The sequence below is a fragment of the Paenibacillus sp. RC73 genome (assembly GCF_044908085.1).
Taxonomy (GTDB): Bacteria; Bacillota; Bacilli; order Paenibacillales; family Paenibacillaceae; genus Paenibacillus; species Paenibacillus terrae_A.
Window position 1 is genome coordinate 37,360 of sequence record NZ_JBIYCV010000004.1, and the last position, 15,191, is coordinate 52,550.

The 15,191-nt window shown below is 46.0% G+C and carries 12 protein-coding genes and 1 pseudogene; 12 read left to right on the forward strand and 1 reads right to left on the reverse strand.

Features of this window, described 5'->3' with window-relative positions; all coding sequences use genetic code 11:
* Positions 1-124 precede the first annotated feature (124 nt).
* The 4 genes from ABH897_RS10095 to ABH897_RS10110 all read left to right on the forward strand — a co-directional run bounded on the left by ABH897_RS10095 (position 125) and on the right by ABH897_RS10110 (position 6,585).
* The gene (locus ABH897_RS10095; RefSeq protein ID WP_404559606.1) at positions 125-1,081 is read left to right on the forward strand and encodes a LysR family transcriptional regulator; all 957 of its coding nucleotides are present in this window, start codon (positions 125-127) and stop codon (positions 1,079-1,081) included.
* A gap of 195 nt (positions 1,082-1,276) precedes the next feature.
* Positions 1,277-2,497: a M20 family metallopeptidase gene (locus ABH897_RS10100; protein ID WP_283654826.1), complete on the forward strand. Its 1,221-nt coding sequence runs from the start codon at positions 1,277-1,279 to the stop codon at positions 2,495-2,497.
* Positions 2,494-3,912: a YfcC family protein gene (locus tag ABH897_RS10105; protein ID WP_283654827.1), complete on the forward strand. Its 1,419-nt coding sequence runs from the start codon at positions 2,494-2,496 to the stop codon at positions 3,910-3,912. The genes ABH897_RS10100 and ABH897_RS10105 overlap by 4 nt, the downstream gene beginning before the upstream one ends.
* A 234-nt stretch (positions 3,913-4,146) precedes the next feature.
* The gene (locus tag ABH897_RS10110; protein WP_404591814.1) at positions 4,147-6,585 is read left to right on the forward strand and encodes a rhamnogalacturonan lyase; all 2,439 of its coding nucleotides are present in this window, start codon (positions 4,147-4,149) and stop codon (positions 6,583-6,585) included.
* 335 nt (positions 6,586-6,920) lie between these two features.
* Here ABH897_RS10110 and ABH897_RS10115 read toward each other — a convergent pair whose 3' ends face one another.
* Positions 6,921-7,037 carry a hypothetical protein gene (locus ABH897_RS10115; protein WP_404520424.1) on the reverse strand — a complete coding sequence of 39 codons (117 nt, stop codon included), beginning with the start codon at positions 7,035-7,037 and terminating at the stop codon, positions 6,921-6,923.
* A gap of 386 nt (positions 7,038-7,423) precedes the next feature.
* On the opposite strand from ABH897_RS10115, the gene ABH897_RS10120 reads away from it, so the two are divergent.
* From ABH897_RS10120 to ABH897_RS10155, 8 genes and pseudogenes are all read left to right on the forward strand, one after another.
* Complete coding sequence (locus tag ABH897_RS10120) at positions 7,424-7,849, forward strand: MaoC family dehydratase (protein WP_283657637.1); 426 nt, start codon at positions 7,424-7,426, stop codon at positions 7,847-7,849.
* 485 nt (positions 7,850-8,334) lie between these two features.
* The gene (locus ABH897_RS10125) at positions 8,335-8,820 is read left to right on the forward strand and encodes a TetR/AcrR family transcriptional regulator (protein ID WP_404591816.1); all 486 of its coding nucleotides are present in this window, start codon (positions 8,335-8,337) and stop codon (positions 8,818-8,820) included.
* 220 nt (positions 8,821-9,040) lie between these two features.
* A complete protein-coding gene (locus tag ABH897_RS10130) occupies positions 9,041-9,616 on the forward strand; it encodes a LysE family translocator (protein ID WP_404520422.1) in 576 nt (191 codons plus the stop codon).
* Positions 9,617-9,641: 25 nt separating this feature from the next.
* A pseudogene (locus ABH897_RS10135) lies at positions 9,642-10,267 on the forward strand (AraC family ligand binding domain-containing protein).
* A gap of 115 nt (positions 10,268-10,382) precedes the next feature.
* Positions 10,383-11,069: a cyclase family protein gene (locus ABH897_RS10140; RefSeq protein WP_404591818.1), complete on the forward strand. Its 687-nt coding sequence runs from the start codon at positions 10,383-10,385 to the stop codon at positions 11,067-11,069.
* A 134-nt stretch (positions 11,070-11,203) separates the two neighbouring features.
* Complete coding sequence (locus tag ABH897_RS10145; RefSeq protein ID WP_283654831.1) at positions 11,204-11,353, forward strand: hypothetical protein; 150 nt, start codon at positions 11,204-11,206, stop codon at positions 11,351-11,353.
* Positions 11,354-11,594: 241 nt separating this feature from the next.
* Positions 11,595-13,331 carry an ABC transporter ATP-binding protein gene (locus ABH897_RS10150; RefSeq protein WP_404592128.1) on the forward strand — a complete coding sequence of 579 codons (1,737 nt, stop codon included), beginning with the start codon at positions 11,595-11,597 and terminating at the stop codon, positions 13,329-13,331.
* A complete protein-coding gene (locus tag ABH897_RS10155; RefSeq protein WP_404591820.1) occupies positions 13,312-15,180 on the forward strand; it encodes an ABC transporter ATP-binding protein in 1,869 nt (622 codons plus the stop codon). Before ABH897_RS10150 ends, ABH897_RS10155 begins: the two co-directional genes overlap by 20 nt.
* Positions 15,181-15,191 lie beyond the last annotated feature (11 nt).

The following is a 15,191-nucleotide window of genomic DNA, read 5'->3' on the forward strand; positions in this document are numbered from 1 at the left end:
TCATATATAACAAATCTCCTTATTAATAAATTTTTTTACACAAATTGTTTTAATGATGTTAGTTCTATCGTTTAACCGGGTCTTTGCCCAAGCCCTTCGTGCGGTATAATAGACCGATACGTCTGTGGGCTTTTTTCCTGCGGAGAATTTGGGAACGGATGAACAAGGGAACAATATAACGAAAGGAGTGACGATGATGGATGAAAAGGATTGCCTGATGTTGTGCTACATTGCAGAAGAACATAGTCTGAAACGTGCCGCCGAGCGTTTGTATATTACACAACCCGCCTTGACCTACCGTCTGAACCAATTGGAAAAGGAGTTCGGGGTGCCGATTATCGTACGCGGGAACAGAGGAACGAAGCTGACCATGGAAGGGGAAAGATTGGCTGAGTATGCCAAACGAAATTTGAGAGAATTGACCGAATTAAAAGAAGCCGTTATTCACCTGAGAGGCGAGGTAAAAGGGACACTCCGGTTAGGGATTTCAAGCTACTACGGGCATTATCGGCTTCCGCCGATCTTAAAGAGCTTCAAGGATATTTATCCTGATGTGCAATTTTCCGTTACCTGCGGACTCAGCGCAGAAATTTATGAAATGCTTCGCGGAGATGAAATTCATCTGGGTGTCATTCGCAATGATTACCCTTGGTCTGAGGGAAAGCATCTTCTTCATGAGGAGCATATTTGCGTGATCTCCAAAGAAGCTGTAGAGCTTGAGCAATTGCCGGAGCTTCCGCTGATTCGTTATAAGGACCCGGGCAAACCGCAGCTTTCCGGCCACATGTATTCCTCGTTTAACGAATCGGTGCAGGCGTGGTGGAGTGAAATGTTGGGCAGGCCGCCACGGGTTTCCATGGAGGTGGACAGCTACGAAACCTGCAAGGAAATGGTCCGACACGGACTGGGATATTCCATCGTACCCGAAATATTTGTCTCTCCAAAGGATGAATTATATGCATTTAACTTAGTTCGTAAGAACGGGGAGCCTGTCCTGCGTCGAACATGGATGTTGTATAAAAATAAATCTAGCCACCTTATGGCAGTGGAGAGATTTATAGAATGGATGCTCCAGTCTTGACGTGATGAAGGCAGCTAATATACGTAATTTTTGGTTAAAAATGGCGTATTTCAAGAGATGTCATGTCATATATAAAATAATTTTAAGGATAAACCCAAAAAATATTAAATTTACTTCACTGGCATTCGCTTATACAATGTTGAATATTGATTGTATATTTATTCGTTATGACGAATGAAAGGCGGCATTCCATTGATGAACTCAACAACGAACGGACATAATGGCAAAACGCCATTCCATGAAGAGATTATGAAGGCTGTAGATGCGAAGGATCACGAATTACGGGAGCTTGCCCGAACGATACATAAACATCCTGAGCTAAGCTTTCATGAATATCAGGCACAGGGCTGGCTCACCAATACACTGGAACAGGCTGGTTTTGCTGTGGAAAAAGGCATTGCCGGACTGGAAACCTCCTTCCGTGCGGTATGGGAAGGGAAATCCGGCGGACCCACAATCGCTCTGCTGGCTGAATATGATGCACTTCCAGCCATCGGACATGCCTGCGGACACAACCTGATTTGTACCGCATCAGTGGGGGCCGCTATAGCTCTGAAGGAAGCGATGCCGGATCTTCCCGGACGCATCGTGGTGTTAGGCACACCAGCCGAGGAGGAAGGCGGCGGCAAAATCATCATGTGCGAGCATGGCGTGTTCGACGGCATTGACGCCGTAATGATGGTGCATCCGCAGAGCAAAACGATGGTTTTGCGCGGTGGATTGGCTTGCGTGGATGCCACGTTTACGTTTCATGGCAAGCAGGCCCATGCCGCTTCCTCCCCAGAGAAGGGCATCAGCGCACTGGATGCCATGATTAATGCCTTTGTGGCGATTAATTCAGTTCGCCAGTTCGTCACCAGCGACGTGCGTATCCACGGCATTATTACAAAGGGCGGAGATGCCCCGAATGTTGTGCCGGAGCTGTGCGAGGCCGTATTTATTTTGCGGGCGCAAACCGTTGTCGGCCTGGCAGAAGTGCGGAGCAAGGTGTATCGCGCTGTTCGTGCGGCGGCAGAAGGCATGGGCGCCACCGTGGACATTGCCGAGGGACTTATTTATGCGGAGCGCAATACGAACAAGAAGCTGGCCGCTTTGTTCCAGAACAATCTGGAGCAGCTCGGTCTGGAGGTACACGAGCCGCCTGCGCAAGGGGGGATCGGTTCGTCGGATATCGGCAATGTCAGTCAGATTACCGCAGCGATTCATCCTTACATCCGATTGGGTGACGCATCCACGCATACGCCGGAATTTGCCCAGCTTGCGGGAGCGGAGGAAGGCATGATTGAAATGAATTATGCCGCCAAAGCGCTGGCATTAACGGCTTATGATCTCGTGACCGATCCGGTGGCTTTGAGAGAGGTACGGACTGAATTTGAACAGTGGCAAGCGCAGAGAAACGGGGGAGCATCCGAATGAGTAGCAACACGGCCGTACCGAGCGGCCCGAAAAAATGGCTGAAAATGCCGCATACCTTTGTCATTCTTATTTTTCTGACCTTAGTGGCCGGGATATTGACCTATGTCGTCCCCGCCGGAGAGTTTGAACGGGTTAAAAATGAAACAACCGGCAAAACGCTTCTCGTTCCCGGTTCGTACGCTCATGTCGATCCGAATCCGGTTACGCTGTGGGATATTCCAAAATCCATCGTATCCGGTCTGGTCGATTCTGCCGATGTGGTCTTTTTCATTCTGATCATCGGCGGTGTTTTTCAGATTATTACGTCCTCGGGAACGATTGAGGCGGTCACGGGAAGAGTCGCAAGATCTTTTTCCAACAAAGGTATATGGGTGATTCCGGTATTTATTACCCTGTTTTCCGTGGGCGGTTTTACGATGGGCATGTCCACCGAGGTTATGGTATTCGTGCCGATTGGTATTGCTATCGCCCGGGCGTTGAAATTTGATGCGATGACGGGTACGGCCATGATTTCACTGGGGGCTTCCTGTGGATTTACTGCCGGGCTGCTGAATCCGTTTAATGTCGGCTTGGCACAGGCGATTGCGCAAATTCCTATTTTTTCAGGGCTGTGGCTTCGTGCCATCCTGTTGGTCATCCTGATCGTCATTACGAGCTTATATATTATGCGTTATGCCAGTAAAGTGAAGAAAAGCCCGGAAATCAGCCTTGTTTACGAATTGGAAAAGAGCGCTGAAGACAAGCCAGTGGATCTATCCAATCTGCCTTCCATACAGCTTAAGCATATCCTGATCATTTTGACCGTTGTAGTAAGCTTCGCGATGTTGATCTGGGGAGTGTCCAAAAAGGATTGGTGGATGGAAGAACTGGCTGCCCTGTTTCTTTCGATGGGAGTCATTTCCGGCTTTTGCGCAGGCTACGGGCCAAGTCGCATTGCGACAGAGTTTGCCAAAGGGGCCAAGGATATCACCTATGGTGCGCTGATTATCGGTTTTGCACGTTCCATCGTGGTTGTACTGGATCACGGCAATGTGATTGATTCCATCGTTAACAGCCTTGCTATCATGGTGGGACATTTGCCTGAATCGGTACAAGTGCTGGGCATGTATGTGTTCCAAAACATTATGAACGTATTCATCACCTCCGGTTCGGGAATGGCCGCAACGACGATGCCGATTATGGTGCCGCTGTCCGATCTGCTCGGCATTACACGGCAGACGACGGTGCTTGCCTTCCAATTGGGAGACGGATTTTCGAACATGATTTTGCCTACTTCCTCAGCCTTAATGGGAAGCTTGGCTGTATCGGGCATTCCGTATCAGAAATGGGTTCGCTTCTTTTGGCCGCTACTGGCTGTCTGGTTCGTACTGGGTGCAGTATTCGTAGTTGTCGCCCAAATTATCGGATATCACTAAACTATAACTCTGTAAATACTTTTCAGCCCTCATCTTGCCGTGTTCGTATAGGCTTGGTGGGGGCTGTTTTATGTGAAACGGCAAACAACACGGATTTGTGAAGAGAAATCCCCGGATATTTAAACGCTTTTGGAAGAACGGCAAAACTATAATAATAAGGAATTTAAATTATGTAAGCGCAATCATTTTGGGTATTTGCTTGTCATCACAACACAATTGAGGAGGACGACTTGGATGGCTCAAAGGAAAGGCGCATGGCGAAAGGGAACCTTGACCGCCGCGTTGGCAACGATGCTGGCGATGACGGGTACAACTGTGGGGATGGCGGCAGAAGCTCCATCTGAACCGGAGCTTCAGGCAGCATCGGCTGTTGCCGTCGAACAGAACCGAAGTGGCAGCATCCAACTGGAAAAGCTGGATCGGGGACTGGTGGCTGCGGTGACGCCGGAGGGTGTATTTCTAAGCTGGCGGCTGCTGGCGCAGGAAGTGAATGGTTACGGCCCAACGGGGCTGACAGGCGCGAATTTTAATGTATACCGTGACGGTAAAAAGATCGCGACGGTGACCGACAGCACCAACTATGTGGATAAAGAAGGAAGCGGAAATGCAGTCTACAGGGTGGCTTCAGTCGTTAATGGACGGGAAAAGGATCGCAGCGCCAAAGTGACGCCGTGGCAGCAAGGTTACTACGAGCTGCCTCTTCAAAAGCCCGCCGATGGAGTAACACCCGCAGGTGAGTCCTATGCCTACTCTGCAAATGATATGAGTGTGGGGGATGTGGACGGAGACGGACAATATGAATTTTTTGTAAAATGGGACCCGTCGAACTCCAAGGACGTTTCTCAGAAGGGCTATACCGGAAATACGTATGTCGATGCATATACGGTTGAGGGCAAGCTGTTATATCGGATCGACCTGGGTGTGAATATTCGGTCAGGTGCACATTATACACAGATGATGGTGTACGATTTTGATGGCGACGGCAAAGCCGAGCTGATGTTCAAAACGGCTCCGGGTACCAAAACGATTACTTTTGACAAGAAGGGCAAGCCAAAAAAAGAAACATATATTACCCTGCCCCGTGAGGATCGCAAAGCAGGGATTACGCATAAGGACGATTACCGTTTAAGCCGCACGGATTATTACGAGCATGTGGTGAACATGTTCATGAACTGGACGAAGCATGAAGAAGTGGTCAAAGGGAAATGGCCTGCTACGCTGGAGGAATGCTTTGGTATCGCTCCAAAGTATAGCTATCCGTTATCCCGTAAAGATGCGGAAAGTTTGACCGACTATTTTATGGATGTATACGCGCCTGCGCGGAGCGACAAAAACAAACTGAGAGAGTTCGAAGGCTTCATTGTGGATGGACCGGAATATTTAACCATTTTCAAAGGAAAAACGGGAGCAGAGCTGGACACTGTCCGCTATGAGCCGGAGCGTCATGACGATGGCCTCATGTGGGGCGATTACGCCATGGCCCGGATTGAACCCGCCAACCGGGTGGATCGTTTCCTGGCAGGCGTGGCTTACTTGGACGGACGCAAACCGTACGCTGTATTTGCACGCGGGTACTATACGCGTTCCACGCTGGTCACCTACACATGGGACGGTCGCCATCTCCAAAAGAACTGGATGGTGGACAGCGGCTGGGCGCCAATGACGAATCCATTTAACGATAGCCCGCACGGGCGTGATGGAACGGACCCGAAATTCGGAACCTTGACCACACAGGGAGCCCATTCGCTGAGCGTGGCGGATGTGGATGGTGACGGCAAGGACGAAATCGTATACGGCTCTGCCACCATCGACCATGACGGTAGCCTGCTGTACAGCTCGTTCGATGTCATGCCATCGGAAAGTGCGATTCCCGGCGAAACAGCCCGTTTGGGTCACGGCGATGCGCTGCATGTGACGGATATTGACCCTGATCGGCCAGGGAAAGAAATCTTTATGGTGCATGAGGGCGGCACCTATGCTCCTTATGGCTATTCGCTGCGGGATGCCAAAACGGGTAAAGTCATCTACGGTGGATATTCCGGCAAGGATACAGGCCGGGGGATGATCGGGGACATAGACCCTGAACAGCGAGGGCTGGAAACCTGGGCTATGGGCTTATGGACCGCTGCCGGCAAGCAGCTTGATACCAAGATGCCTGGCACTAATATGAGTATCAAATGGGCGGCGGACATGACCACTCAAATCGTAAACGGGGCAATTGACGTAACTCCAACCATTGAGGACTGGAAACGGGGTACATTGCTGACCGCAACAGGAACGAAGACGAACAACTATACAAAAGGAACGCCATCACTGGTAGCCGATATTTTCGGAGATTGGCGGGAAGAAATGCTCGTCCGCACAGCGGATAGCTCGGCGATCCGTATCTATTTGAGCACTGAGCCTACGACGCATAAATTGTACACACTGATGCATGATCCGCAATATCGGGCGGATGTGGCCCGCCAAAATACGGGCTATAACCAGCCATCCTATACAAGCTTTTACTTCGCATCCGATATGGATTGGGCGAATGTGCCGATTCCCAAGCTCTACACCCCAAGAGCCGTAATTCAGGAAGAGAGTAGCGATGAGGTGGATGAGGCAGAGACCTCGGAGACAAATGCGAAGGAAATAGAGGCAGAGTCGGCGGAATCAACAAAGGATTTATAAAAGAATAGACTAGGCTTTCCCTGTATTAATATATAAGTTGAACTGGAAATGTACATGAGGCGCCACTACGCAGGCGGATGGTGCTTCCCATCGCTGTTGCCCCCGGATTTCCTGAATGAACGCACAATGTTTGAAATCCGGGGGCAAAGGCGACCGCTCCGCTTGTACAGCACCATTCCGCCTACTCCGTTTTCCATGTTAATTTTCTAAAATAATAAGGAACTTCTAACGGAGTTCCTTATTATATTTAGAAGTATCTATTATTATAATAAAAAAAATTGACAAACCGACTTTATAGTTTCTAACAAAGCCTTCTAATTACATATTTCACCTCTTTAAATAATAAAAAGTTGAAAGGTAAGCCAACGAAGTAATAAAATTACTGCCAAATAAAATTCGCTTTTCCCCACAGGCTTCTGGAATTTTGAAGCTTGATTCGACCATGCTGGCAACCATAATGCTTCTTCTAGATTATGTAGTGTAATAGCAAATAAAAATAAAATAACTAATTATTCCAATAGAAAACCTTCTCTATACATTCTGTTTTTTTACTTTAAACCTTCTGTGTTACAACGTTAATTCCTTGTTCAACAAAACTCCCTTTAGTTGATTAGGGCTTAACTGATCATTCTGAATTTTGATACTTGTATCCATATCCGATTAGGTGATTGTCTAATATTAATTAACTGTCATTTTCATGAAATTAAAAATAGGCATACTCACACTTCAATAAAGTTGAAGAGTACAGACAGGCACATACCAAAAGAGTCATAACTTGATTAGCCTTACAACCTTGATTTAATATTAAAAAATGCAAATTAACGATGAGGTGAAAATAATGAAATTCAATGAATTTTACGTTGGCCAAATTTTTAAAACGAAGTCCATAAAAATAACTAAAGAAAATATCACTAAATTTGCGGCAGAGTTTGACCCACAATATATGCACTTGGATGAGGAGAAAGCAAAACAAGGTAGATTCAATGGAATAATTGCTTCAGGAATACAAACAATTGCTGTTTCATTCAAATTGTGGGTTGAAACTGGGAGTTATGGTGATGATGTAATCGCTGGAACAGCTATGAATAATCTTAAATTCTTAAAGCCAGTTTATCCAGGTGACGAATTGTATACAGTAGTCGAGGTTATTGCAGTAAATGAGAAGAATAATGGAACAGGAATAGTTACAGTTTTGTTGTCAACATATAACAATAAAGATGTGAAAGTTTTCGAAGGGGAGTTATCTGTTCTCATTAATAAATAAAATAACTCTAGGATATCGCTCAGGAAGCAGACATGAACTCCCTTCAAGAGGGAGTAACCTATCCATATCCCAAATTTACTAAATGAGATATTATGCGTACAGCAACAATTGTAGAATTCTCTGAGAAAGTCTCTAATCCATATGCTCAATTGAAACGTAGCATTGAATCGTTCACGATGGGGGTCAAAGGCAAGAACATAAACGCTTATGAAGTCGCCATAATGACGGCTTTATTTTTAACGATATCAGTTATATTGTTCCGAGCTGAGGACAATAACTGATATCGTTGGACTCATTCGTTATTGAGGAAGAGAAAGTCTCAAGCACTTAGAACGAACATGTTGACCTTTTACAAACAGCAAAACTGATCCCGGAAATGCAAGAATGCAAGAATTTTTGTTTAACTAACAGTTGATGGATTTCCCACTTCGTGCTCTTTAAGACGTTTCAGTATTTCCTGTAATTATACGACAGACACCATTAAATTGAGTTTTCTTACTCTTTTAGAAACGAAAAAAATGCCTCAAATAACGGTAACTGAAATATGTAAACAAGCAGATATTAACCGTGGCACCTTTTATCTGCACTATAAAGACCCTTATGAATTATTTGAGGTCATGCAGAATGAATTTAATCAAGAAATAATGGAAACGTTACAAAAAGGAGAAAGTCCCTGCACAACTGAAGAATCCTTGATCAACCTATTGAGCATAATTCAAGATAGGAAAACGATTTATAAAATCTTAATTTCGGAGAGAGGAAAAAACAACTTTCTATCACAAGTCTTGCTTGAAGATTATCTGCAAAGAAATGGAGACAAACAAAACAGGAAGGAGCCATTTTCAATGGACTATTCTTTCACTTACATGGTTCATGGTTCCATTGGAGTCATTAATCAATGGCTTGAGTCAAATAGTGGGGAAAGCCCGCAAACTATTGCACATATCATTTCTTCCTTGGCTCATCAATAATGACATCTTCCAATGAAATGGCCAAGGTGTTTGACATAAAGTAAAGGACAAGAACTTGTGTTCATAGCCGCTTAGATAGATATCTAATGAAATTAAACAATTAGTGAGGTAAAGGAGATACTTTACAGAAGCTTTATTATAATCCATGCAATAATATACTACATACCATTTAATCTTAAGATGTAATATTCATAAGAATACCTTGAAGGGAGCTTTTCTCATGAATATTGCATCTTTTTTGTTATACTGTTTTATTGTTACTTTTACACCAGGACCTACTAATATCGTAATATTATCCACAGTGCATAATTTTGGGACAAACAAGGCAATGAAATATACGTATGGAGCAACTATTGCTTTTGGTTTATTACTTGTTTTTTCTGCTGTGTTGAACACTACGCTTATAACGATTATACCAAGAATTTTAGTTGTTATGCAGATAATCGGAAGCTTTTATATGTTCTATCTCGCTTATCAAATTTACAAAATGGATATATCAAAACCAACTGTAAACCAAACTGCTACCTTTATGTCAGGCTTCCTTATGCAGTTTTTAAATCCAAAGGTGATAATATTTACATTGACTATAATTCCTACCTTTATTATGCCCTACTATAATACAATACCTGCAGTAACCATAAGTGTTATGGTTATAACTCTTGTTGGATTTTTAGCATTTGCTACGTGGGTTCTTTTCGGTACAATCTTCAAGGAGTTTTTACAAAGGCATCAAAAGACTGTTAATGTAATCATGGCATTATTTTTAGTTTATGCCGCAGTAATGATATGGATGTAGGTAAGCTAATAAAGAGGAGAATTAAATGGACAAATTTATCTATAAAAAATCGGCAGGTATTACTGCGTTGTCAGCATGTATTACTGATTTTACGTATAAAAAGCACTCTCACCAGGAGTATGCAATAGGCGTAACATTGCGTGGTATTCAACAGTATAACTTGGATGGCAGTTTACAATTATCATATCAAAATGGTGTTATGCTTTTTAATCCAGGTCAGATACATGACGGGAGGGCACATGATAAGGCAGGGCTTAATTATATTATGCTATATATTGAGCCACAATTGCTTTTAGATGTTATTGAGAAAAAGGATATCGTACGTTTTTCAACCCCTATCGTGTATGATTATAGACTTAAACAAAGAATATTAAGTCTTTTTAATGCAATATTAAACGAAAAAGATGAGGCTTTGTGCTGTGATTTATTCTTATCCCTAACGGAAAGCCTTATGCAAACTAATCTTTCTTCAGACTATAAGAGAGATAACGCTCTAATCAGGAAAGCAAAAGATATAATTCATCATACTAACTTAGAAAATGTACTTAAACTTGACGATATATGTAAGAACTTGATTTAACTCATTTAAATAAACAATTTAAAAACGTATATGGAACAACAGCATTTGAATATATGTCACATTTAAATTAAGGATGTTTTTAAAACTATGTTTGTAGTTTTACTCAGAGAGGACCTTTTCAATTGGCAAAAACTAAATGTTACAGCATTAAGTATGGAATCTTATATTCTACAGGAGCGTGTTAGTATGTCAAAATACGTCGAAATTGGTTACCCAATTTATGAAGGAATGCCTGTTTATCCAGGATTGCCGGAAGTGAAATTAGAGCCTAGAGAGCGTTTGGACAAAGGGGATGACTGGAACGGAAGCGTGTTAAGCATGTATCTTCATGCCGGTACCCATGTCGATGCCCCGTGGCATCATAAGAATAACGGTAAGGGAATAGATGCTGTTCCGATTGAAGACTTCATCTACAGAAAGCCGCTATTAATCGATTGCCCGCTTGGCCCGAACGGCTTTATCACCTTCGAAAAGCTAGAGGAATATGAAGAACTGAATGAGGCGGATATTCTAATCTTCAACACGAGCCATTGGAAACACCGGGATACGGATTTCGAGAAATACGCCAATAATTTCCCGGCTGTCTCTCCGGAAGCCGCCGAATACATCCGAACGAAGTTGCCAAACTGCAAAGCGGTGGCCATAGATACCTTGAGCATTGAAAATTTGACAGAAGCAAAAGGAAACGGCTATTTTGTCCACCATGCCTTTTTAGACCATGAAAAGTATGAAGAGCCGACAATGCTCATTTATGAAGACATTAATCCAGCGCCATTGGTTGGCAAAAAGCTCATTTCTGCCTTCACAGCACCACTTCGCATTAAAGACCACGATGCATCTGTCGTTAACGTCATCGTTGAAATTGAAGAATAAGAGCTATTCTGTGTTAGCCTCGAAAAAAAGGAATTTCAGGATAGGACAAGAAGTGCAGCGACGCTATTAATATCTCAAATGTATTACAAAGCCGCATAGGGAGGCATCTGTATGGAAATGGAAGTGCTGGTTCCATGCTCTTTCGCGCCAATGCTGACCGATCGAATGGCTATTACCTGAATTTACAGGTGATCGACCTGGAGGACGGTACGTTTGCAGAAGGGCATTTTGGCGTGAATGTATTTGGAGGGCAGGCTTTTTACCAAAATGTAAGGGTCGAGTAAATTTGAATTTTTTTCAGAAGGAGAGCCGTATTTACGTGCTCTCTTTTTAATGCATATTTTTAAATGTGTCAGCAGAAATCTTTAATTTATTAGTTAGAAGGAGGGCGTTCAGAAGGGTATAATAAAATATAGTGCTGTATAAAGTGTGTATATATTGTAATATGGCAGGTTCGATTCATATGACGATCACACGCTGATCTGGAAGGACGGCTGTCGAGCAATTGGAGGAATGCTTGTGGGGATGATGTTCTCTTTTCTGAAAAAATACCGGGTTCCGGCCATCGCGGCCCTCGTGATGATGCTGCTGGAGCTGACGGTGGAATTGTCGCAACCGTATCTGATCTCCAAAATTATTGATGAGGGCATCCGGCAGCAGGATTTGCCCGTCGTCTGGTTATGGGGCGGTGTTCTGGTAGGAAGCGCCGTTATTGCTTTTATAGCGGGAATTTCCAGTTCCTTTTTTGCCTCTCATGCCAGTCAGGGCTTTGGGTATGATTTGCGGGAAAGGCTGTATCATAAGGTGCAATCCTTTTCCTATCCGGTGTTTAAACGTCTTGCTACCTCATCGCTGATTACGCGTTTGACGGGGGACGTGACACAGGTGCAGGATACGGTGTTTATGAGCTTGCGGTTTATGACACGGGTGCCGCTGGTGGTGATTGGCAGCATCGTGATGGCGCTGGTTGTGCATTTCAGACTTGGACTGTTGCTGGCGGTTATGGCCCCGGTGCTGTTCGTGTTTGTTTTGGTGATGATGCGGCGAACCGTCACTTTGTTTAAAGGCGTCCAGCGTCGTTTGGATGACGTTAACGGGGTGATTCAGGAGAATCTGACAGGTATGCGGCTCATTCGGGTTTTTGTGCGGATGCGGCATGAAATCGAGCGTTTTGCCCATTATGGGGGCGAATTGATGAAAGGGACGGTTTCCGCTTTGCGCTGGACAGAAACGACGATGCCGTTCATTTTGTTTACGATGAATGCGGGAATTATCGCCGTGCTTTGGTTCGGACGGGGGCAAATTGCAACAGGAGATGCCAGTGTGGGACAGGTGGTCGCTGTCGTCAATTATTCACTGCGGACGATTGGAGCCTTGTCTGCCTTGTCGGGGATTGTTGTCGTGTTTTCCCGGGCGACCGCTTCCACGGCGAGGATTCGTGAGGTACTGGAGACACATCATGAAGACTATGGGGAACGGGAGCCTATTCCAACACATAACACGCGAATAGAGGGGCAGGTGGAACTGGATCGGGTGAGCTTTCATTATCCGGGCAGCGATCTCGCGGTGCTAAAGGATATTTCCTTTATGGCTCGACCGGGTGAGCGCATCGCTATTATGGGGGCCACTGGGTCGGGTAAATCCTCACTTGTGCAGCTCATTACGCGTTTGTATGAAGAAGATGAGGGCCGTGTGCGCTTTGACGGCAAGGACGCGCGGGAACTGGACGCTTCCATACTGCGTGAGGCCATTGGCTACGTGCCACAGGAGGTGCTTCTTTTCACTGGCTCAATTCGGGAAAATATCGCTTGGGGGCTGGAGGATGCCAGTCTGGAGCAGATTCAGGAAGCAGCTCGTATGGCGCAAATTCACGATATGATTGAGCGCTTGCCGCAAGGCTATGACACCATGCTGGGACAGCGCGGTGTGAATCTGTCCGGTGGACAGAAGCAACGGGTATCTATTGCCCGCGCGCTGGTGCGCCATCCGGCGGTGCTTATTTTGGACGACAGCACCAGTGCGCTGGATGTGCGGACAGAGGCGGCTTTGTTGGAGGCGCTGGAAGGCTTGTCCTGCACGACATTTCTCATTACGCAGAAGATCAGCTCGACCGCATCGGCAAATCAGATTTTACTGCTGGATGAAGGCCGTCTGATCGCGAGTGGAAGTCATGAGCATTTAATGGACAGTTCGGAGCTGTATCGACGCATCTATGAATCACAACACGGTGAGGAGGAGTCGCATGTTCAAGGAACTCATTGATCCGTTCCGTCAGCCTACACCGCCGTCCGGTGTGCTGAGGAACCCGGCAGGAGCAGAGGGACGCCGCAAGGCCAAGGCCAAGAACTGGTCCGGCACGCTGGGTAGGATATGGGAGTATTTGGCCCGCCGCAAGGCCAAGCTGATGCTGGTGCTGTTCATGGTACTGCTCAGTTCAGGACTGGCTCTGCTGGGTCCGTATTTGGTCGGCGTTGCAGTGGACGATTTTCTGGAAGGTCCGGGCGGACGCACGTGGATTTATTTTCTCATTGGGCTGGGGGCTGTGTACTTGCTTAATTCGCTGACCTCCTGGCTGCAAAATATCTGGATGATCGAAATCGCCCAAGAGACCGTGTACCGGATGCGTTTCGACCTGTTTTCACATTTGCATCGGCTACCAATTCCTTTCTACGGCAAACGTCAGCAGGGAGAGATCATGAGTCGACTGACGAATGATATCGAAAATGTCAGCTCTACACTGAATAGCTCGGCCATTCAGATTTTTTCGAGCATATTGACGCTGGTGGGTACACTCGCAGTCATGCTGTGGTTAAGCCCGCTGATGACACTGCTGACCTTTATCGTGGTGCCGCTGATGGCAGTCGGGATGCGCTGGATTACGCGCCGCACGGGTCCATTATACAAGGAACGGCAGAAGAACTTGGGCGAACTGAACGGATACATCGAGGAAACGTTATCCGGGCAGCAGATTATCAAAGCATTTTCGCAGGAAAAGAGGGTTATTCGAGGCTTTGGCGAACGTAATGACCGTATCCGTCTGTCGGGCTTCTGGGCACAAACGATTTCCGGTTTTATTCCAAAGCTGATGAACGGGCTGAATAATCTCAGCTTTGCCATGGTAGCGGGGATCGGCGGAATTTTGGCGATTCACGGCTCGATTACCATAGGTACGATTATCGTATTCGTAGAGTATGCCCGCCAGTTCACCAGACCGCTGAACGATCTGGCTAACCAGTGGAACACACTGCTGTCCGCTATTGCCGGAGCTGAGCGTGTATTCGAAATATTGGATGAGGATGAAGAGTCCAAGGACGAGCACGGCGCGGTAGAGCTGAAGCATGTCGAGGGGGCTGTGCGGTTTACCGATGTTTCCTTCGGCTATGATGAGGAGAGTGCTACGCTGAAAGGCATCTCTTTTGAAGCCAAGCCGGGTGAGATGATCGCACTGGTTGGTCCGACCGGGGCTGGAAAAACAACGCTGATCCAGTTGATATCCCGTTTTTACAGTCCCGACGAGGGAATGATCACGTTAGATGGACGAGACATTACCACCATACAGCGTGAAAGCTTGCGCTCCCGCATGGCGTTTGTGCTACAGGATTCCTTTCTGTTCCAAGGAACAATCCGCGAAAATATCCGCTTCGGCAGACTGGATGCCACCGATGAAGAGATAGAGGAAGCATCGAAGCTGGCGAACGCCCACTCCTTTATCATGCGGATGAAGGACGGATACGAGAAGGTGCTGGAGGCTAATGGCAGCGGCATTAGTCAAGGGCAAAAGCAGTTGCTGGCTATCGCTCGCGCTATTTTGGCCAACCCTTCGATCCTCGTACTCGACGAGGCAACCAGCAGCATTGACACGATTACCGAGATGAAGATACAAGAAGGACTGGAACGGCTTATGCAGGGGCGAACAAGCTTTGTCATCGCGCATCGGTTGAATACCATTCGTCAGGCTGATCGGATTCTGGTCTTGAAGGATGGTCGTCTGGAGGAGCAAGGCTCGCATGATGAACTGCTGGCTCATAGAGGCTTTTACAGTGATTTATTTTATGGGCAGTTGAGAAAGCTGGATAAACAGATTTGCAGGCGTGATGTTGAAGCTTTATGATGATAAAAAGG